This is a genomic window from Nocardia sp. NPDC055321, from assembly GCF_053645575.1.
In genome coordinates this window covers 136,820-158,728 of record NZ_JBSHMS010000017.1, presented here as the reverse complement: position 1 = coordinate 158,728, position 21,909 = coordinate 136,820, and the positions used below count along the sequence as shown (strand labels likewise).

The 21,909-nt window shown below is 70.1% G+C and carries 17 protein-coding genes; 12 read left to right on the top strand and 5 right to left on the bottom strand.

Features of this window, described 5'->3' with window-relative positions:
- Positions 1-104 precede the first annotated feature (104 nt).
- Positions 105-854, top strand: coding sequence for an SDR family oxidoreductase (locus ACWIGI_RS26835; protein ID WP_454205245.1), 750 nt, complete (start codon positions 105-107; stop codon positions 852-854).
- 234 nt (positions 855-1,088) lie between these two features.
- Here ACWIGI_RS26835 and ACWIGI_RS26830 read toward each other — a convergent pair whose 3' ends face one another.
- Complete coding sequence (locus tag ACWIGI_RS26830; RefSeq protein ID WP_454205244.1) at positions 1,089-1,373, bottom strand: hypothetical protein; 285 nt, start codon at positions 1,371-1,373, stop codon at positions 1,089-1,091.
- Positions 1,374-1,654: 281 nt separating this feature from the next.
- Between ACWIGI_RS26830 and ACWIGI_RS26825 the strand changes: the two genes are divergently transcribed.
- The 4 genes from ACWIGI_RS26825 to ACWIGI_RS26810 all read left to right on the top strand — a co-directional run bounded on the left by ACWIGI_RS26825 (position 1,655) and on the right by ACWIGI_RS26810 (position 5,684).
- Entirely contained in the window at positions 1,655-2,047 is a 393-nt protein-coding gene (locus ACWIGI_RS26825) for an STAS domain-containing protein (protein ID WP_454205243.1), read from the top strand.
- Position 2,048: 1 nt separating this feature from the next.
- Entirely contained in the window at positions 2,049-2,816 is a 768-nt protein-coding gene (locus tag ACWIGI_RS26820; protein WP_454205242.1) for an RNA polymerase sigma factor SigF, read from the top strand.
- Positions 2,817-3,076: 260 nt separating this feature from the next.
- Positions 3,077-3,808 (top strand): S1 family peptidase, encoded by a 732-nt coding sequence (locus tag ACWIGI_RS26815; RefSeq protein WP_454205241.1) that lies wholly within the window; start codon positions 3,077-3,079, stop codon positions 3,806-3,808.
- A gap of 124 nt (positions 3,809-3,932) precedes the next feature.
- A complete protein-coding gene (locus tag ACWIGI_RS26810) occupies positions 3,933-5,684 on the top strand; it encodes a serine/threonine-protein kinase (protein WP_454205240.1) in 1,752 nt (583 codons plus the stop codon).
- 574 nt (positions 5,685-6,258) lie between these two features.
- Here ACWIGI_RS26810 and ACWIGI_RS26805 read toward each other — a convergent pair.
- The gene (locus ACWIGI_RS26805) at positions 6,259-7,719 is read right to left on the bottom strand and encodes a flavin-containing monooxygenase (RefSeq protein ID WP_454205239.1); all 1,461 of its coding nucleotides are present in this window, start codon (positions 7,717-7,719) and stop codon (positions 6,259-6,261) included.
- A gap of 248 nt (positions 7,720-7,967) precedes the next feature.
- Here ACWIGI_RS26805 and ACWIGI_RS26800 point away from each other — a divergent pair, with 248 nt between their 5' ends.
- The gene (locus ACWIGI_RS26800) at positions 7,968-8,669 is read left to right on the top strand and encodes a hypothetical protein (protein WP_454205238.1); all 702 of its coding nucleotides are present in this window, start codon (positions 7,968-7,970) and stop codon (positions 8,667-8,669) included.
- A 98-nt stretch (positions 8,670-8,767) separates the two neighbouring features.
- Positions 8,768-9,490 carry a TetR/AcrR family transcriptional regulator gene (locus ACWIGI_RS26795; protein ID WP_454205237.1) on the top strand — a complete coding sequence of 241 codons (723 nt, stop codon included), beginning with the start codon at positions 8,768-8,770 and terminating at the stop codon, positions 9,488-9,490.
- Between the two features lie 55 nt (positions 9,491-9,545).
- Here ACWIGI_RS26795 and ACWIGI_RS26790 read toward each other — a convergent pair whose 3' ends face one another.
- The gene (locus ACWIGI_RS26790) at positions 9,546-10,541 is read right to left on the bottom strand and encodes an AurF N-oxygenase family protein (RefSeq protein WP_454205236.1); all 996 of its coding nucleotides are present in this window, start codon (positions 10,539-10,541) and stop codon (positions 9,546-9,548) included.
- A 139-nt stretch (positions 10,542-10,680) separates the two neighbouring features.
- Between ACWIGI_RS26790 and ACWIGI_RS26785 the strand changes: the two genes are divergently transcribed.
- Positions 10,681-11,073: an NUDIX domain-containing protein gene (locus tag ACWIGI_RS26785; RefSeq protein WP_454205235.1), complete on the top strand. Its 393-nt coding sequence runs from the start codon at positions 10,681-10,683 to the stop codon at positions 11,071-11,073.
- Here ACWIGI_RS26785 and ACWIGI_RS26780 read toward each other — a convergent pair.
- Both ACWIGI_RS26780 and ACWIGI_RS26775 read right to left on the bottom strand, forming a co-directional pair.
- Positions 11,063-12,316, bottom strand: coding sequence for a TMEM143 family protein (locus tag ACWIGI_RS26780; RefSeq protein ID WP_454205234.1), 1,254 nt, complete (start codon positions 12,314-12,316; stop codon positions 11,063-11,065). The genes ACWIGI_RS26785 and ACWIGI_RS26780 overlap by 11 nt on opposite strands.
- A 132-nt stretch (positions 12,317-12,448) precedes the next feature.
- A complete protein-coding gene (locus ACWIGI_RS26775; protein ID WP_454205233.1) occupies positions 12,449-12,817 on the bottom strand; it encodes a hypothetical protein in 369 nt (122 codons plus the stop codon).
- 378 nt (positions 12,818-13,195) lie between these two features.
- On the opposite strand from ACWIGI_RS26775, the gene ACWIGI_RS26770 reads away from it, so the two are divergent.
- From ACWIGI_RS26770 to ACWIGI_RS26755, 4 genes are all read left to right on the top strand, one after another.
- A complete protein-coding gene (locus ACWIGI_RS26770; RefSeq protein WP_454205232.1) occupies positions 13,196-18,661 on the top strand; it encodes an ATP-binding protein in 5,466 nt (1,821 codons plus the stop codon).
- A gap of 197 nt (positions 18,662-18,858) precedes the next feature.
- A complete protein-coding gene (locus ACWIGI_RS26765; RefSeq protein ID WP_454205231.1) occupies positions 18,859-19,848 on the top strand; it encodes an endonuclease/exonuclease/phosphatase family protein in 990 nt (329 codons plus the stop codon).
- A 31-nt stretch (positions 19,849-19,879) separates the two neighbouring features.
- A complete protein-coding gene (locus tag ACWIGI_RS26760) occupies positions 19,880-20,857 on the top strand; it encodes an alpha/beta hydrolase fold domain-containing protein (RefSeq protein ID WP_454205230.1) in 978 nt (325 codons plus the stop codon).
- A gap of 192 nt (positions 20,858-21,049) precedes the next feature.
- A complete protein-coding gene (locus tag ACWIGI_RS26755) occupies positions 21,050-21,907 on the top strand; it encodes a hypothetical protein (RefSeq protein WP_454205229.1) in 858 nt (285 codons plus the stop codon).
- Positions 21,908-21,909 lie beyond the last annotated feature (2 nt).

The window sequence follows — 21,909 nt, the reverse complement described above, 5'->3', positions numbered from 1 at the left end:
CACCAACCCACACCGAAACCGCCCGCAAGCCCCTGGGTAGCCCTGGCACTACCAGGAACTCCGCGACCTGGCACGGGCCACCGACCTGCACGAACGTTGTTCCCATGACGAACACACTTGCAGGACGTACCGCGGTGATCACCGGAGCCACCAGCGGAATCGGCGCCGCCACTGCGCGGCGCCTGGTCGCCGACGGCGCGCGGGTCGCGCTGCTGGGGCGGCGTAAGGAGCGGCTCGACGAGCTGGCGGGGGAACTCGGGGCGGGGGCCGTCGCGGTCCACGCCGACGTCAGTGACCGGCAGTCGGTGCTGGACGCGGCGGCCTCGGTCCGGGCCGCGCTCGGGCCGGTCGACGCCGTCGTCGCCAACGCGGGGGTCATGCTCGCCGCGCCGTACGAGTCGGCGCACACCGGCGAGTGGGACGAGATGGTCGGCACCAACATAAACGGATTGCTCTACACCGGAAGGGCTTTCATCAACGACCTGCTCGCCGTGGCCGGGGCCGGCGGGGCCGCGGACCTGGTCCACGTCGGCTCGATCGGCGGGCACCAGGTCTTCCCCAACTACGCCGTCTACACCGCCACCAAGGCCGCGGTCGCCCACCTGACCCGCAACCTGCGCGCCGAGTACGGTCCGCGCGGGGTCCGGGTACGCACCATCGAACCCGGCTTCGTCGGCACCGAACTCGGCGCCGGCATGCGCGACGAGACCCAGCTCGCCCAGCTCGAGCAGTGGCGCACCGGCTTCGAGATCCTGACCTCCGAGGACATCGCGAACGCCATCTCCTACTCCCTGGCCGCCCCGGCCCGCGTCAACATCGCCGAACTGATCGTCGTCCCGACTGTGCAGGGCTGAGCAGGGCGCGCTGGCGAGCGGGTATCGCTAGGTCGTCGGCTTACCAGATGGTCGCGTCCTCGCCGAAAGCTGTTGCAGGCCAAGGCGCGCCCCAACGGCGAACCGGCTATCGACCATCGGCAGCCGGGCACCGCCGCGACCGGCGGCGCGATATCTCCACCGGGCGGCAACCCCTCGACCCGTTCGGCCGGCTATCGCGGCGGCAGCCCGGCAATCCCGGCTGGAGCAACGCGCCTATCCGTGCACCTCCAGCAGCTCGAGCGCATCATCGTACGACGCACGAGCGTGGCGCACCTCGGCCACCACGACCACGAGGCCGGCGGCGAGACACACGAGGCTGGTGGCGGCACCGAGGGCGAGCCAACCGGGGGAACCGGAGGCGGCGGCGGTCAAGGTCGATCCGAGGGCGATGATGCCGACGAGTAGCAGGGCGAGGCCGGGGCCGTTGCAGGTGTCCAGGAGGGCCTCGGCGGGCTGCTGTCTCGTATCGGTGGCAGTGTCCGAAAAACGTGCGCTCATCGCGGGATCTCCTTCGGAAGTGTTCTCCCCACCCCCTTTGTTGCCAGCGGCGGCCGATCCGAAACCCGGCCGAAATTCGCACACCTCGCAGGCAACGGTTTGGCCACGCGCGGGGAGGGGTAACCCCAGAGGAGGTTGAGAATACAGCCGATCCTGGTCCGTGCCGCGTCCGGCGAGATCAGTCCACCTCTCGACAGCCGGACAGCGCACCGCCCGACCGCGGTGAGTTGCCGACATGGTGGATCGACGCGGATGGACACCCCCTCACGGGAGGTTTCGCCGTGTCCGCAACCGCAGCTCTGCCGGGGCGTATCGAGGTCGACCTGCCGTCGCCCCGCCTCGCGTCCCGGGCGCACGACGACTCCCCGCACGTGCACGCCATCATCCGCATCGAGGGCGAACTGGACGCCCTCGTGCTCCCCGAATTCCGCCGGACCCTGACCGACGCGCTGCGCGCGGCCGCCGCCATCGTGGTCCTCGACCTGCGCAACACCCGGTTCCTGAGCATCGGCAACGCGGCGGTGCTCATCTGCGCCGCGACCGAGGCCGTGGCGAACGGCGTGGATCTGCGCACGGTTGTCGGCCGGCGCGAGGTCGACCGCGTCCTGCGCCTCACCGGCGCGCGCGGCCTGCTCAACTCCTACCCCAACCTGCCCGCCGCGCTGGAGGTCTGAGGTGACGCGAGTCAACAGCTACGACGACATCGAGGCCGCGTTCGCAGAACTCGAGCAGGCCGGCGACACCGACCGTAATGTCCTGCGCGAGCACATAATCGAACGCTGCCTGCCGCTGGCCGAGCACATCGCGCGCCGCTTCGCCGGCCGCGGGGAGACCTTCGACGACCTGCTGCAGGTCGCCCGTCTCGGCCTGGTCCGCGCGGTCGACCGCTTCGAGGTCGCGCGCGGCTCGCCGTTCCTGTCCTTCGCCGTGCCGACCATCATGGGCGAGGTGCGCAGGCACTTTCGCGACTACACCTGGGCGGTACGAGTTCCCCGTCGCACCAAGGAAATTCAGGTCCAGCTCGGCTCCACGATCGAACTCCTGGCGCAGCGCCTGGGCCGCATGCCCAGGGCCCGTGAGATCGCCGAGGAGCTCGACATCGATCTACTCGAGGTGACCCAGGCGCTCATCGCCTCCAACGCCTACCAGGCGTCGTCGCTGGACACCACGATGACCGGCGACGACAGCGACAACGCCCCGCTCCCCCGGGCCGAGACGCTCGGCGGCGTCGAACCCGACTACGAGCTCATCGAACAGCGCCTGGCGGTGCGCCCGCTGCTGGCCGAACTGCCCGATCGCGAGCGCAGGCTGCTGACCATGCGCTTCTTCGAATGCAAGACCCAGACCCAGATCGCCGACGACCTCGGCGTATCCCAGATGCACGTGTCCCGCATGCTGACCCGGACCCTGAACCGCCTGCGCGAGGATGCGCTGCGCGAGTGAGCGCTCGGGCCGGGAACCGCCGAGCCCGCTCCACACATCCCAGGTCGGGGCCGGTTCGGGCCACCGAGCCACCCAGGCTGGGCGAGCGCGCCGAGCACCCGTCGAATTCGACGCAGCGCTCACTTGCTTAAACTGAACCGACCGGTATGTTTGTCCGGGCACAGCTTCACGGGTCCGCCTGGCGGGCGTTCTTCGCGAGTACGCGTCCCATCCGACACACACGAATGGCCTCAGTGGTATCCACACCCGGGAGGTTCGGCATGTTGTCTTTGGCAAGGATGTGCACCAGCGCCGGATCCCTCTCCGCCGCAACGCTCTTCACGCTCGCCGCACTGCTGCCCGGCAGCGCCGCCGCGAACGGGCCCGCCCCGATGGGCGGTGGTTCGGGCATTGCCATCGGCACCGGAGACCCCGGCGTGGTCGGCTTGTGCACCCTGACCGCCATCGGCTACGACAACGCCGATCGCCTGGTCGGCATCACCGCCGGGCACTGCGGAAACCCCGGCATGCCGGTCTGGTCCGAGGCCTCGCCCGGCACCGGGATCATCGGCCAATTCGTCGAGGTGGACCACTACTGGGACTGGGCGATCATCGAATTCGACGCCGCACGTGTCGTGCCGGTCCGCCAGGTCACCCAGAGCGTGATCAACGGCGTCGGCGCGCCGCCCGGACCGCTGTCCTGGGTGTGCAAGAACGGGCGCACCACCGGCTTCACCTGCGGGCCGGTCTGGGAGGACCTCGGCGGCGGGTTCAGCAGCCACGTCTGCGCGGACTACGGCGACTCCGGAGCGCCCGTGCTGGTCGGCGACCGGCTGGTGGGCATGATCATCTCCGGCCAGGCGATCCACCTGGGCGGCCTGGTCATTCGACTGCCCTCGTGTTCGAACCCGCTCAACCCGATTCACGAACCCGACGTGGCGACGGGCATCGACTTCATCCTCGGCGACATCGACCAGCGCGGCGGGGCGGGCGCCGGATTCCGCTTCCTCTGACCCGAGCCGGGCCGGCGGCTCGGATTCCCGTGTCGTACCGGCCATCCGGTCGACTGCGCTACATTCTCAGCGGGCCGCGACGCCGATTCGGGCGCGGCCCGCGGGTGTGTGCGGGGAGGATGCAGTGAGTTTGGCACCGGGGGCGGTCTTCGCCGGGTTCACCATCGAGCGCTTGCTCGGGGCGGGCGGAATGGGCGCGGTGTACCTGGCCGAGCATCCGCGCCTGGAACGGCAGGTCGCGCTCAAGGTGCTGGCCACCACCTTCACCGCGGACGCCAAGGCGCGCTCGGCGTTCACCCGCGAGGCCAATCTGGCGGCCGGGCTCGACCACCCCAACATCGTCCCGGTGTACGACCGCAGCGAACTCGACGACCCGGCGCTGTGGCTGGCGATGCGCCACATCGACGGCGGTGACGCGGCCGCGCTGCTCGAGCGCCACCCGCACGGCCTGGCCCCCGCCCGCGCGGTCCGGCTGATCACCGACGCCGCCCACGCCCTGGACTACGCGCACGCGCGCGGCGTCCTGCATCGCGACGTGAAGCCGGCGAACCTGCTCATCGAGCACAACCGCAGGCACGGCGAACGCGCGGTCCTGACCGACTTCGGGATCGCCCGCACCCTGGACGACACCGTCACCCTCTCCGGTATCGCCGCCACCTTCGCCTACGCCGCCCCCGAGCGCTTCGGCGACACCCCCGCCGACCACCGCGCCGACATCTATTCCCTGGGCTGCACCCTCTTCCAGCTCCTGACCGGCCGCCAGCCCTTCGCCCGCGAGGATCAGGCCGCCGTCATCGGCGCCCACCTGACCGCAACCCCGCCCTCCCCCCGCGAGGTACGCCCTGACCTGCCCGCCGACCTCGACGCGGTGATCGCCACCGCCCTGGCCAAGTCCCCCGATTCCCGCTACCCCACCTGCACCGCGCTGGCCGAGGCCGCCGCTCGCGCCCTCCCGCCCCTGGCACCCACCGAACGCGCTGCGCATTCTCGATCACCGGTCGCGCCCGAGACTCCCGCGCACTCTTCCTCCGCGACAACGGAATTCGAACGGCGGACAGCCGAACCGCGCGACACGGGAGGCGCTCGGGCCGATGACGCGCCCCGAGCGACCGACGCATCCCGCGCCGCCGACACAGATCGAGCCTCCACTGCCGGGGCGGCCGCCGCCGTCCATGGCGACAGCAACCCTCTCGAGGACAGCGCATCCCGCGCCGCCGACACAGATGGAGCCGCCGCTGCCGGGGCGGCCGCCGCCGTCCGTGGCGACAGGAACCCCCTCGAAGACAGCGCATTCCGCGACGAGGCGGCGATCCCCACCGTCATCGGCTCCCCCGCACCTCGCGTGCCTCCTGTCCCCATGCCGGTAGACCTCGGCAAGCCCGCGAACCCGCGCGTCGATCAGCCGGCGGCCGACGCCCCCGATTTGCCCGCCGCACAACCGAATTCCGATGATCGTCGCTTACTCCCCGCACCATCCGCTGCCGAGATCATCGACTCTCCGGCGCCCGCTCGTCCGAAGCGCCGAGCCGTCATCGCCTCCGGCGTCCTACTCACCGCGATCACCGCCACGATCGGCATAACACTGGCCATACGCAGCGGCTCCGAATCCCCCGCCACCACAGCGCCTTCCACCACAACCACTACCGCGCCGATCACGACGACCACCGCGCCGACAACCACCCCGCCCCCACCGCCGGAAACCACGACCGCCCCACCCGTCGAGGCTCCGCCCCCGGCCGAGACCGAGCCCTACATAGCCCCCGCCCCACCCGTCCAACAGGTGGTCCCCACCTACACCGCTCCCCGCCCCCAGAGCCCCGCGACCCAGGCCCCCGCGATCGTCCCCCAAACCCGAGTTCACCAGTGGCCGGGCTGATCCCGCCCACACGGTCCCACCACCACGTCCCTGACGACCGCAGTCACTCCACCCACCGCTGAGGCCACGCGAGAATCGGAACGGTCGCGACCGATACCGCCTACCGCATCACTCCCCTTCGCCACAAAGGCACACAGATGCGGCCTTCCAACCGATTCGCAGTTCTACCGATGAGCCGGACAGGACTCATCCATGCCATCCATCGAATCCGCCCGGTGCGATCGTGGCACCGCAGGGTGACGGATAGGTGCCGGCCCGGGGTGAAGAACCCGATGCCGCACGGGGATTGCACCGACGAGTTCGTGGTCAGCGCCGACCGGCGGCCACACACGGTCGCGTCACCACCGGGCGATGCGGCACCGAGATCGACTCGGAGGCCGTGCTGCCGAACAGCGCGCAATCGGCCGGGCACGGCGTCCCCGCCACCTGACACACCTCGTACGGATGCGTTACTCGCTATGGGTGAGTTTCCTGCATCCCGGTCCGATCGTTCTGCCCGCTATCGCGCCCGCGCACGGCCGTGTCCGGTGGCGGCCGGCCACGGATACGCGGGCGAACCGGTTCCGAGCGCTGCTCACCCTTTGGTCAGCTGAAAATCCTCGTCCTCCGGCGTAGCGAGCATCTCCTCCATCGTCCGGCGGTCGAACGGCAGCAGGTCGATGTGGCCACCCTCGGTGAAGTACCACGAGTTGCAGCCGGTGTTCCACACCGTGGGCCGCAGGGCCTCGCCGACCTGGTCGCCGAACCGGTCGGTGGCGGCCTCGGTCACCTCGACGGTGTCGAACTCGCCCGTGCTCCAGCGTCGGATCCAGGCGGTGATGTAGCGGGCGGTCACCTCGGCGGCGTGGTGCAGGGGAATCGAGCCGGTGGGTGAGTTCGGGCCCAGGACCGTGAAGAAGTTGGGGAAGCCGGGGATCGCGGTCATGCGGTAGGCGCGCGGGCCCTTGGCCCAGGCGTCGTCGATCGAGACCCCTTCGCGGCCGGTGAGTTTCATCGGGCGCATGTAGTCGTGCGCGCGGAAACCGGTGGCCAGCACGATCGTGTCGACCTCGTGGTGCCTGCCGTCCGCGGTGCGGATGCCGGTCGGGGTGATCTCCTCGATCCCGTCGGTGACGAGTTCGGCGTTGCGGGCGCGCAGGGCGCGATAGTAGCTGCCGGACAACACCTGTCGCTTGCACAGCGGCTCGTAGTCGGGGGTCAGCTCGGCACGCAGCTTCGAGTCGGTCACCTGGGCGCGCAGGCTCAGGCGCGCGTACTCCTGCACCGCGCGCCGCCGCCAGCTCGGCCGGGTGACGACATCGGTGAACACCTTCGCACCCGCCATACCGGCCTGATGCAGGGCCCGGTTCAGGGTCGGTAGCCGATCCAGCACCGCGCCGACGAACGCCGGCTGCGGCAACCACATCGGCGCCCAGATCACCCACTGCGGACTGCGCACGAAATGGGTGATGCGCTCGGCGGCGGGCTGCAGCGCGGACACCACCTGCACGCCGGTCGATCCGGTGCCGAGCACCGCGATCCGTTTACCCGCGGTGCGCACGGCGTCGTCCCAGCGCGCGGTGTGCACGACATCGCCGGTGAACTCGTCCAGCCCGGGGATCTTCGGCCAGGCGGGATGGTGCAGCACGCCGGTCGCGGAGATGACGAAATCCGCCTCGTGCACCTGCCCGCCGACGGTCTCGACCCGCCAGCCGTTCCCGGTGAACTCCGCCGACACCACCTCCGAATCGACGCGCACGTGCGGGCGCAGCCCGAAGTCGTCGACCACGTCGGCCAGGTAGCGCTGGATCTCCGGCCCGGGCGCGAACACCCGCGACCAGTCCGGTTTGGGCGCGAATCCGAACTGGTACACCTGCGAGGGCACGTCGCAGGTCAGCCCCGGATACCGGTTCCAATGCCACACCCCGCCCACGTCGGAGCCCTTTTCCAGGATGACGAAGTCATGGAAGCCGTTGCGCCGCAGCGTGATGGCGCTCGCGATACCGGACACCCCGGCCCCGATGATCACCACGCGCGGTTGCCGCGCCCCGCTCATCGCGCACCCGCCGCGAGCTCGGCGCCACCGCGACGGACCCGGTCCGCGCCGGTCCCTGGATACCTCATGTCCTATACCCCTCGTTCAACCACGGTGTTGATACCGACAGTATTCGAATACCGACGGTATTTCGATCCGCCCGCACTTGTCAACCGCCCGCCGATCCGGACACCAAGATCGATTCGGCCGCGACATGACACCGGTGCGGTTCCCCGGATCCGTCGGACCGCGCCAGTAATCTGCCCGATATGGCAACACCGGATTCGGCGCTGCGCCGCCTGATGCGAACCACGGGAAAACTGCTGGAGCCCTACGCTTTTGACGGCGACGAGCCGACCTGGACCCGGGTCGAGCCCGAAGGCGTTGCCGCCGTGGGCCGCACCCGCACCTTCCGCACCTACACCGGCGGGCAGCAGGTGCTGAGCTTCGGCCTGACCCTGAGCGCGACCCCCGCGCCCTGGTGGGAGTTCTGTAACTGGCGCGAGACCCGGCGCGGCGCCGACCCCGTCCCGCTCGCGGCCGCGACCGGCCCCGGACTGCTCACCGACTCCGCCCTGCCCGACTCCCTCACCGAGATGTGGTCCATGCGAATCCTTCCCGGCCATCCAGGACACGTGGATCAGGGCGACATCGAACTCATTCGCACCGAACTACCCCGCCGCGTCCACGCCTACGCGCGCCGGGCGCTGCGCCTGCTCGAACCCGGCCAATACCTCGAGGAACTCCTGAACCTGCCCGATCAGCACGCCGAGACCTGGGAGGCCATCGTCGTGCTGCTGGCCGAGCAGGGCCCGAGCGCGCACCTCGACGAAGCGGGAGAGCAGCTGGTGCGCGCCTGCACCCCGGACGGCGACACCGACTACGCCCGCGCCGTGGTCGATTACGCGCGCGAACGGGCGGCCGGGGCGGGCGGCGTCCTGACCGCCGCCGCGGCCGCGCACGAGGTCTGACACCGGAACCCGGTCCCCGCGAACACCTTCCGGCAAGGCCGCCGCGCCGCCCGCGCGCGCGACCCGGCGGCCGGACCCCGGTGTTCTAGACTCGGACCGTGCCGACCACGCAGCCATCCGCGCCTGCCGCCCCCGGTGGCAGGCAGGCGCGCTGGCAGCCGCACAACGATCAGCGCCGCGAGCGCATCATCGCGGCCACCATCGAACTGCTCGAGCAGCAGCACGCCGACGCCTCCATGCAGCAGATCGCCGACCGGGCCGGGCTGGCCAAGTCGGTGGTCTACCGCCAGTTCGACGGCCGCGACGATCTGGATCGCCGGGTGCGCACCGCCATCGGCGAACGCTTCACCGACACCCTCGACGCCGCGCTCGATGTCGGCTCCGGCTCGATCCGGGAGATCCTGGCGCGGGCGGTCTCGACCGTCGTGGACTGGTTCGAAACCCACCCGCGCCTGCACGATTTCCTGCGCAAGGGCCCGGCCGTCGACGATCCGGACGATCTCGACGCCGCCACCGGCCTGGCCACCGCCATCTCCGCGCGCACCCGGCGGCTGGTATCCGGCCTGGCCGGGGTGGTCGGCGTGGTGGACGAACCCGCCATCGACACCATGTGTTTCGCCATCGTGGCCATGACCGAGGCGACGGTGACCCGCTGGGCGCGGGACCCGAATCCGGACCTGGATCGCGCCACGCTGGTCACCACCGTGACCGGGTACATCTGGAGCGTGCTGGACGCGGTCACCCGCGATCACGGCATCACCCTGGATCCGGATCGCCCCCTGCTCGAGGTGCTCGCCGAACTGGCCGAGAACGCGTCGTGAGCCCGGGCCCGCAGCCGGCGATTCACGCGCCGGCCGCGACAACCTTCGCGAAACCCTAGGCCACGTGCCGGTTTCCGCGCTCGGGCTCGCTCCGGTATCGCGAGGGCTCGCCGCCCACGTTCAGCAGCGACCACAGCGGTTTGGTGACCATGTTCATCAGTCCCAGGTCACCGGCGAGCTTGCGCATGTCCCCGAAGTAGCCGGACAGGATGCGCCGCTGCTGCGGACCGTCCCAGAACGCCTCGGCGAACACCTCGTCGGGGATGTCGAACTGGCGCGCGAAGGATTTGGGCGGCGCCATGATCTCCCCCGCCAGCCAGCGCATGGCGAGCGGGAACGACACCGCGGCAACGGCTTTGGACACCGGATTCATCCGCGCCAGATGCGCGGCCAGGAATTCCCCGGCGAACGAGATGTGCCGCGCCTCCTCGGCGATGTGAATCTCCATGGTGCGCAGCACTGCCGGCGGCACCGAGTCACCGTCGCGAATGAGCGACTTCTGATAGTGATCGATGGGTTCCTCGCCGCCGAGGATGCCGATGAACAGGATCACGTGCGCGTACCCGCCGGCCACCCCGATGAACGGGGACAGCATCCGGAACACCCGCCGCATGCCCGGCACGTCCACGCCGATGCGATTGACCAGTTCCTGGAACATCTGGATGTGGTTGCACTCTTCGGTCATCTCGTGCAGGCAGTACCTGAACTCCGGCGACCCGTTGGGCAGCTTCATGATGTACTGCATCATCCCGCGGATGAGCACGCTCTCGAAGGCCGCGCCGACCTTGATGACATTGGCGATCCGCCATTTGCCGATCTCGATCTGCCGCTCCAGCGGCAGGTCCCGGTACCACTGCGTGGCGCCCAGCGGGTCGTACTCCGGCGACAGCACCCAGCGGGGGTCGTTCGGATCGATCGCGAATTCCGGTGCATCCCATGCGATGTCCAGGTACGGATCGAAACTGCGGTTGACGGACCCCTCGGACAGGGTCGCCAGCGCGTCTCGGTAGTCCTGATCGAACAGTGTGCTACCCGATTGCGACAGCGTCATCGGTGTCTCCTCGTTCGGGCCACCGGCGCTCCGGCCGTGTGGCGCGTCACAATCAGAATATATGGGACCGCGAGTCCCACACAACCGTTTGCGCGGAATCGTGATTGCCGCGCCGCCCCGCGCGCAGCATGATCGTCGGATGCGGGAGAAGAATTTGGTGTACTGCCGGGTCGAGCGCGCGGGCGCGGTGCTGCTGGTCCGGCGCGCACCCGGGGTGTTCCTGGCCGGGCGCTGGGAGTTGCCCGGCGGCGGCATCGAGGCGGGCGAGCGCCCCGAGGACGCCGCGGTGCGCGAGGTCGCCGAGGAGACCGGGCTGCGCATCGAGGTCGTCGCCGAACGGGCCGCGCACTCGTGGATGGACGTGGCCGGTAAACCCTTGCGCATCAACGCCCGCGTCTACGACGTCACCGAGAACGGCGGCGGCGCGGTCACTCTCAACCCGGCCGAGCACGACGACCACCGCTGGGTGTCCGCTCAGGAGGCGGCCGAGCTGGACCTGGCCGCCCACTTCCGCGAGGCGTTCATCGACTGACCGCGGGCACCTCCGCCGCGCCGGGCGCGGGCATCTGGAACAGATCGTCCCAGTGCCGATCCAGGCGGTGTCTGGCCTCGGGCAGCGCGATCGCGCCGAGCACGCCCTGCTCGTCCTCGGTGAGCAGATCCAGCTTCCGCAGGGTGCGCAGCCCGCCGCGCACGTCGAAGTCGAACGTGGTGTCCCAGTGCCTGCCGAACCACTGCTCCACCACACGATCGAGTCCGGCGGCGGTGAGCGGCTGTTCGGCGGTGCGCAGGAAGTGATAGGTCAGCAGGGTTTCCTTGACCTCGGATTCGGCGGCGGCGTCGAGCAGATGATGGAACACCCCCGCGCCGTTGCCGAGATTGCGGAAGTACAGGTGCTCCTGCAGCGTCTTCATCATCTTGATTCTGCGGTTCTTGAACTTGGAGAACTGCCGCCACAGGTAGCTGCCCAGGGCCGCCAGCCCCGCGAACAGGGTCACCAGCGCCGCCTGGTCCAGGCGCACCGACTCCTCCCGGATTCCGACCCAGAACGCCAGCAGCAGCACCATCAGACCCAGTGACGCGAGGAGTTTGGTGGCCAGCACCACGATGCCCGAGAGCACCGCGGGCACCCCGATGAGCAGCTTGTCCTTGGTCCGCATCCGCACGCGCACGGTCGGATACAGCATCTCCAGGTCGTTGCGCGGCACGTCCTGGAACATCTTGAGCAGCACCCCGCCGCTGGGTTCGCGCTCGGTCGCGTCCGGGCGCTCGGCGAAGGCGATGTACACCAGAACCTTGGCGTAGCTGGTGAACTCGACGGTGCGCTTGCGCAATCCGTAGAACGACTTCACCACTTCGGAGCACTCGCGGGTGCCGCGGCGGAAGAACATGACCGTCTCGATGCCCTCGTCCTCCACCTCGAGGCGCACCTTCATCAGATCGTGCTCGCTGAAGGCTTTCTCGATCTCCTCGGCGTCGATCCGCACGAAATCGGCCTCCGCGGCGAGGGCTACGAGTTCGCGTTCGACCACCGCGCGCGCCCGCGCCCGATCCGCCGCCGTCGCGGCCCGCACGGTGCGCACGTCCTCGGCGGGATCGACGATCTCGTAGGCGTCCAGCACCCGCTCGCCGCGCACGTGAATCCGGTACTGCGCCATCGCCGCCAGTAATCGCGCGAACTCCAGGAACGACTCCCGTTCGTCGGCGGGCAACTCCCCCGCGCACAGCGCGACGACCGTGCTCTTGCGAAACGGCAGAAAGTGTTCGGCGTCCATCGGCAACTCCTCTCGGCGGGCAGGCCCGTCGGCCTTCACCATAGAGGGATACCGACTGCATACGCGCCCAGTCGAATCCGATCCCCGGATCACGAAATGCGCACGAGGGCAGCGAGTACGCGGCGGGCCGGATCAGCCGAGCGCGTCGTCCGCGTCCGCGCCCGCCGCGGTCAATCTTTCGGCGGCGGCGCGAGCGATGGTGCAGGCCTGACGAACTCGGGCCTCGGGATGCGCGGTGCGCTGTTCCAGGGCGGCTCGAATGCGCTCGAAGGATTTGACGGCGTCGGCGTTCACCCCGCGCTGCACCGTGTACTGGTGCTCGATTTCGCGGTATTCCAGATCGAACTCGTCGCACCGCCGGTGCAATTCGGCGATGTGATCGATCAGGTCGAGGACCTCGCGGGTGGTCAGCGTGAGATCGGGCTTTTCCCGCCCCGACAGCAGCGCCTCGCCCGCGATCTCGGCCCAGCGCGCGTGCAGGACGTCGAGAATGTCGGTCACGCGGATCACCTCCTACACCGCGGCAGGACACCCGAGAGCCACTCGGCGACGCTGCCAGTTGGACGGCCCGCCGTCGCGGAGCCCGGAAAAGCTGTGGTGGGACAAGCTGAGAATGCGTAGCAGTGCATCGGACAGGTGCCGCTCGCGGCTGGACGCCTTCCTTGTTCGAGTCCGATTCGCGCGGTCCGTGTCCGGTACCGCGCGGCCGCTCACCGGAAATTCTCCCACCCGTGACCGGCCCAATACGAGGTATTCCCAAGGATACGTGCGAGTAACAACCACATGCCGTGTACCTGGGAGCAAATAGGTGCAGACTACGCGGGACCGATACTCGAAATCCGCGCCCGATCGGGCCAGTGCTGTGGAAGGAGCAGGCGAGTGTTCAGCCGCATCGCCATCGTGAACCGGGGCGAGGCCGCCATGCGCCTCATCCATGCTGTCCGAGATCTGGCCGCCGAGACCGGATTGCCGATACAGACGGTCGCCCTGTACACGGATGTGGATCGCAACGCCACGTTCGTGCGCGAGGCCGATGTCTCGTACGATCTCGGACCGGCTGCCAACCGCCCCTACCTGGACCTGAAGGTGCTCGAGCAGGCGCTGCTCGCCACCGGCGCCGACTCGGCCTGGGTCGGCTGGGGTTTCGTCGCCGAGGATCCCGCGTTCGCCGAACTGTGCGCGCGGATCGGCGTCACCTTCATCGGCCCCAGCGCCGACGCCATGCGCAAACTCGGTGACAAGATCGGCGCCAAGCTCATCGCCGAAGAGGTCGGCGTGCCCGTCGCGCCCTGGAGCCGCGGCGCGGTCGGCACCGTCGAGGAGGCCCTGGCCTCCGCCGCCGAGGTCGGCTACCCGCTGATGCTCAAGGCCACCGCCGGCGGCGGCGGTCGCGGCATCCGCGTCATCACCAACGAGGACGAACTGGTCGACGCCTACGAGCGCACCCGCCAGGAAGCCGCCCGCGCCTTCGGCAGCGGCGTCGTCTTCCTCGAGCGCCTGGTCACCGGCGCCCGCCACGTCGAGGTGCAGGTCATCGCGGACGGGCAGGGCACCGCGTGGGCGCTGGGCGTGCGCGACTGCTCGGTGCAGCGCCGCAACCAGAAGGTCATCGAGGAGTCCGCTTCCCCGGTGCTCTCGCCCGAGCAGGTCGCCGACCTCAAGGGTTCGGCCGAGCGGCTCGCGATCGCGGTGGGCTACTGCGGCGCGGCGACCGTCGAGTTCCTCTACCACCCCGGCGACAAGCTGTTCGCGTTCCTCGAGGTGAACACCCGGCTGCAGGTCGAGCATCCGATCACCGAGTACACCACCGGTTTCGACCTGGTGCGCGCGCAGTTGCAGGTGGCCTCGGGCATCCCGCTCACCGGGACCGCTCCGGCCGAGCGCGGCCACGCCATCGAGGCGCGCCTCAACGCCGAGGATCCGGATCGCGACTTCGCGCCCGCGCCGGGCCGCATCGTGCGCCTGGACCTGCCCGCCGGCCCCGGTATCCGGGTGGACACCGGCGTCAGCGAGGGCGACACCATCCCCGCCGATTTCGACTCCATGATCGCCAAAATCATTGCCTACGGCCGTGATCGCAGCGAGGCGCTGGGCCGGTTGCGCCGCGCCATGGAGCAGACCCGAGTGGTCATCGAGGGCGGCGCGACGAACAAGAGCTTCGTGCTCGACCTGCTGATCCAGCCCGAGGTCATCGACGGTTCGGCCGACACCGGCTGGATCGACCGCGTGCGCGGCGAGGGACGCCTGGTCTCGCAACGACATTCGGCCGTCGCGCTGGCCGCGGCCGCCATCGACGCATATGAGGACGAGGAGACCGCCGAACGGCATCGCCTGCTGTCCACCGCGTCCGGCGGCCGTCCCCAGGTGCAGCACGAGAGCGGGCGTCCGCACGATCTCAAGCTGCGCGGGGCCGGCTACCGCGTGCGGGTCGCCCGCATCGGCGCGCACCGGTTCCGGGTCGGCATCGAGGCCGGGGCCGAAACCCGTACCGCAGACGTCGATCTCGAGCGTTTCGACGAGCACACCGGCCAGATCGTGGTCAACGGCATTCGCTACCGCCTGACCACCGGCACGCACGGCCCCATCCACGTGGTGGACATCGACGGCGTCACCCATCGCATCAGCCGCGACGAGGGCGGCGTGGTCCGCTCCCCCGCGCCCGCGCTGGTGGTCGCGACCCCGCTCGCGGTCGGCGCGGAAGTCGAAGCGGGAGCGCCGATCCTGGTGCTCGAGAGCATGAAGATGGAAACGGTGCTGCGCGCGCCGTTCAAGGCGCGGTTGAAGGAATGCACGGTCTCGGTCGGCACCCAGGTGGAGACTGGTGCGCCGCTGATGCGGCTCGAGCCGATCGCCGACGACGACGAGGCCGGTGACGCCGCGGCCGTCGGTACGGTCGAGCTCGACCTGCCCGCCGGGGCCGTCGCGGCCAGCACCGCCGATCGCATGGCCCGCGGCCTGCAGGATCTGCGCAGCCTGCTGCTCGGCTTCGACGAGGACCCGCACGAGGAACAGCGCGTTCTCGAAGACTACCTCGCCGCCCGCCAGGACGCGCTCGCCGGCAATCGGCGCCCGCTGGCGGACGAGCTCGAACTGGTCGAGGTCTTCGCCGATCTCGCCGAGCTGAGCCACAACCGCTCGTGGGACGAGGACGGCTCGCAGAGCCACGTCCACAGCGCCCGCGAGTACTTCCACACCTACCTGCAGAGCCTGGACGTGGAGCGGGCCGGGCTGCCGGAGTCGTTCAAGGCCAAGCTCGGTAAGGCGCTGGGGCACTACGGCATCACCGAACTCGATCGCACCCCGGAGCTGGAGGCCGCGGTCTTCCGCATCTTCCTGGCGCAGCAGCGTCCGGCCGAGACCGTCGCGGTGATCGCCACGCTGTTGCGCAAGTGGGTCCGCGAGCCCGTGCCGAGCGGCGCGCTGCGCGAGCCGGTCGGCCTGGCGCTCGAGCGCTTGGTGGCCGCCACGCAGGTGCGGTTCCCGGTCATCGCCGATCTCTCGCGCGGTGTGGTCTACGCCTGGTACGGCCTGCCGCTGCTGCGCCGCAACCGCGCTCGGGTGTACACCAACGTCCGCCGCCAGCTGCGGCATTTCGACGAGAACCCGAACACCCCGGATCGCGCCGAGCGGATCTCCGAGATGGTCCGCAGCACCGAGCCTTTGGTGCGACTGCTGGGCCAGCGTCTCGAACGCGGCAAGATGGACAACTCGGCCATGCTCGAGGTGCTGACCCGCCGCTACTACGGCAACAAGGGCCTCACCGGCGTGCGCACCACCGAGGCCGACGACTGCACGTTCGTCATCGCCGAGCGCAAGGGCATGAGCCTGGTCTCGGCCGCGGTCAGCTTCCACGCGCTGGACACCGCGGTGCGCGGGCTCATCGAGCTGGCCGGTGGCGCCGCCTCGATCGAGGCCGACATCTACCTGGGCTGGGAGGGCCAGCCCGAGGACTTCGACGCCATGGCCGCGGCCCTGCAGGACGTGCTCAACGCCCAGCCCATGCCGAACCAGGTGCATCGGATCACCTGCACCGTCGCGGGCAGCGGCGGCGCGGTCATGCACCACCACTTCACCTTCCGGCCCTCCACCACCGGGCTGGACGAAGAGCGGCTCATCCGCGGTCTGCACCCGTACATCGCGCAGCGCATGCAGATGAAGCGCCTGCACAAGTTCGACCTCACCCGACTGCCGTCCTCGGACGACGAAGAGGTGTACCTGTTCCGTGCGGTCGCCAAGGAGAACCCGTCGGACGACCGTCTCGTGGCCTTCGCCCAGGTTCGCGACCTGGCCGCGCTGCGCGAGCACGACGGCCGCCTGCTGGCGCTGCCCACGGCCGAGACCACCATCGCCACCTGCCTGGATTCCATCCGGCGGGCGCAGGCGCAGCGGCCCTCGGCCAAGCGGCTGCACACGAACCGGATCGTCATGTACATCTGGCCGCCGGTCGATGTGACCCGGGCGGAGCTGGAAACCATTGCCGGGCACGTGCAGCCGACCACGGCGGGCACGGGGCTCGAGGAGATCCTGCTCATCGCGCGTCAGCGCGACGCGCGCACCGACGAACTGGTCAAGATCGCGGTGCGGATCTCCTTCGACGCCATCGGCGGCACCGAGGTCAGCATCGTCGACCGCTCCGACGAGCCGGTCGAGCCGCTGGACGAGTACCGGCAGAAGGTGCTGCGCGCCAGCAGCCGCAACACCGTGTACCCGTACGAATTGACCGGTGTGCTGGGCGATTTCACCGAGCACGACCTGGATTCGGACAACGTGCTGGTGCCGGTCAGCCGGCCCAAGGGCCGCAACAGCGCGGCCATGGTCGCGGGCGTGGTGACCACCCGCACCGACCGCTACCCGGACGGCATCACCCGCGTGGTGCTGCTGGGCGATCCGACCAAGTCCCTGGGCGCGCTGTCCGAGCCGGAATGCCGCCGCGTGATCGCCGCGCTGGATCTGGCCGAGCAGATGCGGGTTCCGCTCGAGTGGTACGCGCTGTCCTCGGGCGCGCGGATCTCCATGGAGTCCGGCACCGAGAACATGGACTGGGTGGCGGCCGCGCTCAAGCGGATCGTCGAGTTCACCCAGGACGGCGGCGAGATCAACATCGTGGTCGCGGGCATCAACGTCGGCGCGCAGCCGTACTGGAACGCCGAAGCCACCATGCTCATGCACACCAAGGGCATCCTGGTCATGACCCCGGATTCGGCCATGGTGCTCACCGGTAAGCAGTCCCTGGACTTCTCCGGCGGCGTCTCGGCCGAGGACAACTTCGGTATCGGCGGCTACGACCGCGTCATGGGCCCGAACGGGCAGGCGCAGTACTGGGCGCCGAACCTGACCGCGGCGCGCGAGGTCCTGATGTCGCACTACGACCACACCTATGTGGCCCCGGGTGAGAACGGCCCGCGCCGGGCGGCGACCACCGACCCGGTCGACCGCGACATCTCCGATTTCCCGCATGTGCTGGCGGACAGCGACTTCACCACCGTCGGTGAGATCTTCTCGGCGACCGCGAACCCGGATCGCAAGAAGCCCTTCGACATTCGCACCGTGATGCGGGCCCTGGCGGATCAGGATCACGAGGTGCTCGAGCGCTGGGCCGGTATGGCCGACGCCGAGACCGCGGTGGTCCAGGACGCGCGCCTGGGCGGAATCCCAGTGTGCCTGCTGGGTATCGAGTCCCGGGGCGTGGTGCGGCGCGGTCTCACCCCGACCGACGGTCCCGACACCTACACCGCGGGAACGCTTTTCCCGCGGTCGTCGAAGAAGGCGGCGCGGGCGATCAACACCGCGAGCGGCAATCGGCCGCTGGTGGTGCTGGCCAACCTCTCGGGCTTCGACGGCTCCCCCGAGTCGATGCGCAAGCTCCAGCTCGAGTACGGCGCCGAGATCGGCCGGGCCATCGTCAATTTCGAGGGCCCGATCGTGTTCTGCGTGATCTCGCGCTACCACGGCGGCGCGTTCGTGGTGTTCTCCAAGGCGCTGAACCCGAACATGACCGTGCTGGCGCTGGAGGGTTCGTTCGCCTCGGTGCTGGGTGGCGCTCCGGCCGCGGCCGTGGTCTTCTCCGGTGAGGTCAACGCCCGCACCGGCGGCGATCCGCGGGTGCGGGACCTGGGTGCGCGCGCGGCCGGCGCCATCGGCGCGGATCGTGCGGTGCTGACCGCCGAGCTCGACGAGATGCGTTCCTCGGTGCGGGCGGAGAAGCTGGGTGAGGTCGCCGCCGAGTTCGACGGCGTGCACAACATCCAGCGCGCGGTGCAGGTCGGGTCGGTCGACGCGATCATCAGCGCCGCCGAGCTGCGGCCGCGGATCATCGACGCGATCGAGGCGGGTCTGAAGAAGTAGTCGCCTGCCGCGCCCACCGGGGCGCGTTCGGCCGGACGGGTCCGGGGCTCCTCGTGAGTCCCGGACCCGCGTCGTTCGCGAGGCAGCTGTATGTGGCTCCGGGCGCGTCGGCTGTGGCCGGGGACGGGGTGCGCGCGGCGTCGCGTACTGTGGGCGGCGCATCCGGGGAGGGGAGAGTTTCAGTGACGATCGATGGGTTGGCAGAAGATCAGCGGGTTACCGAGCGCATAGCGCGCCCGCGCACACGGGGATGGCTGGGCCGGCTCGGGCTGGTGGCCGCGTCACTCGCGCTAGCGGCCGGGGCGACCGGGATCGGACTGCACTACAGCACGTCCGAGTGGGAGCCCGCGGTGCTCGCGGCGTCGTTCGCCTCGTATCTGATGGTGTTCGCCCTCGTGGCGATCATCCTGTTCGCGGTGACGCGGCAGTGGACGGGCACCGCGCTGGCCGTCGTGGTCGCCGGCTCCGGGCTGTGGACGCAGGCGCCGATGCTGTGGGCGGACGGTTCCCCGCCGCCGGGCACCGATGTGGTTGTCATGCAATCGAATCTGATGCTCGGGCACGGGTCTCCGACCGACGTGGTGACCGCGGCCCGCGACACCGGCGCCGAGGTCCTGACCATCGACGAGCTGACCCCCGATCTGCTGACGCGCCTGGACGCGGCGGGCCTGGCCGAGCTGTTCCCGCACCGTTTCACCGCGCCGTCCGGCGGCGGCCAGGGCACCGGCATCTTCAGCCGCTACCCCCTCGCGGACGAGGTGAAGTTCGACGGCTTCTGGCTGAACAACCTGCGCGCGACCATGATTCACCCCGAGCGCGGCCCGGTCACCGTCTTCGCCCTGCACCCGATCCCGCCCCTGTCCAACTCGGACGTCTGGGCCCGCGAGCTGCGCCGCATAGGCGAGATCCTCGAGGCGCAAACCGGCCCGGTAATAGTCGGCGGCGACTTCAACGCCACCTACGACCACACCCCCTTCCGGGCCCTGGTCACCGGCCGCTACGCCGACTCCGCCGAACTCCTCGGCGTAGGCGCGATGCCGACCTGGCCCACCGACCGCTGGTGGGGCCCGGTGGTGGGCATCGACCGCGTCCTGGTGGCGGGCGGCCATGCGCTGGAAGTACATTCACGCCATATCGAGGGCACCGACCACCGCGCGGTGGTGGCGCGCCTCCGCCTCAGCGAGTAGTAAGGGCAAGCCGGTGCCGTAAGGGAGCACGATGACGGTGTTCGAGCGGTTGTGCGCCGCAGGGGAATTCGTGGCGTCGGTGGCCGCTCGCGGGCGGGTGGGCGTCGCCGAGCGCCCGGACGGGGTGCGGTTCGCGGACGGCGGCCGCGCCCGCTACAACCTCGTGTTGGCCACCGTCCGGCCCGGTCGCGAGCTGGCGCTCGACCTGTACACCCCGCCCGCCGGCCGCTGGCCCGGCCCGCGCCCGACGGTGGTCTACATCCACGGCGGGGCCTTCGCCGCCTTCGATCGCGCGGGGGTGCTGCCGACCCTGGGGTTACGCAGTCCCGTGCGGATTTTCGCCGAACTGGTCGATCGCGGCTACGCGGTGGCGAGCCTGGATTACCGGCTCTCCGGCGAGGCACGATTCCCGGAGCCGCTGCACGATGTGAAGGCGGGCGTGCGCTGGTTGCGCGCGGAGGCCGGACGCTTCAACCTCGACCCGGACCGATTCGCGTCCTGGGGCGAATCGGCGGGCGGCTGGTTCTCCGCGATGCTCGCGACCACCGCCGATGGCCCGTCCCTCGAGGGCCCGCACGGCCCCGCCGGTGTCTCCAGCCGGGTCCGGGCCGCCGTCGACTGGTACGGCCCCACCGATTTCGCCCGCATGGACGAGCACCTGATCAGCCCCGTCCTGCTCCGCCACGATGTCGAGGATTCCCCGGAATCCCGCTTCCTGGGCCACGTCCCGTCCCGCCACCCCGCCCTGAACCGAGCGGCCAGCCCCCTGACCTACGTCACCCCCACGACCGCCCCCATGCTGATCCAGCACGGCACGGCCGACCACATAGTCCCGCCCCACCAGAGCCGCCTCCTATCCGAAGCCCTGACCGCAGCCCGGGTCCCCCACGAGCTGATCCTCTATCCCCGGTCCGACCACCTCTTCCTCGGCGACGGCGTCCTCCACCCGACCCGCGTGACGACTCCCTTCTTCACGTTCCTCGAATCCCATTTGGCCCCAACCACCTGACCCGGCCGGGGGCATTCGTCCGTCGGCTACGCCGGTGCAGCCCCGATCGGGCTGCGGCCGGATCGGACCGTGGCCGGATCGGCTCACGCGAAACGCGCTGGCAGCCATGCGCCCGGTACTCACGCGGGGGCGCGGCCGCAACTCCGGCCGGTAGGCTGCCGGGCACGGTCCTCGTACACATGGAGGTGGTTCGTGGGCGCTCCCCCGGCACCGGCGACCCGGGCGGGATTCTCCGGGCGTGCGATCGGTGTGCTTGCCGCGGTGGCGGTGGCGCTGGGAACCGCGTTCGTCTACGCGCCGCGCGTCCTGGCCGCGCGGGACGGGGCATCCTTCGCCGACGCGGGGGCGCTGCGGGCGGACTTTCGGACGGCATTCGACGCGTATTGGCGGGCAGGGGAATCGGCGTTCCCGGGTGACCTGCAGCGGATCGTCGACTACTGGTTCCGGTATCACCTGAGCAAAGCCGTCATCGCGGCCGCGCTGCTTTTCGTGCTGATCTCGCTCACGGTGGTGCTGTGGCGGGCGTTCCTCCGGGTCGGCGACTCCGGCACGAACCGCAGGGTTGCACTCGGTGCGGGCGGGGTCACGAGCGCGGGGCTGGCGCTGGTCGCGGTCGTGCTGGTTGTCGCCAACATCCAAGGGGCCGCAGCGCCTTTCGCTTCGCTCCTGCCTTTCCTCACCGACGGCGCGCCGGATCCCGCGCTCGCCGACACGCTCGAGCAGGTGCAGCAGCGGCTGGCCGAGGCATCGAGTTCGGGCGAGCGGGCGCCCGACGCGCTCGGTGTCATGGTGGACGACTTCGCGCGCTATCACGTCGTGATGGCCGTGGCCGCCGCGATTGTGGCGGCCGACCTGCTCGTGCTGAGCGTGCTGCTGTGGCGCAGATCCGTTGCGCGATCCGCCGATTCGCGGGTCAAGCGAGTGCTGAGGGGCTTCGCGATCGTGGCGGTGGCGGTGGCGCTGGGCGCGATCGTCGTGGCGGTGGCGAACACGACCAACGCCGGCGACCCGGTGTCCGGGCTCGCGGCACTGTTCGCCGGTGGCTGGTGACG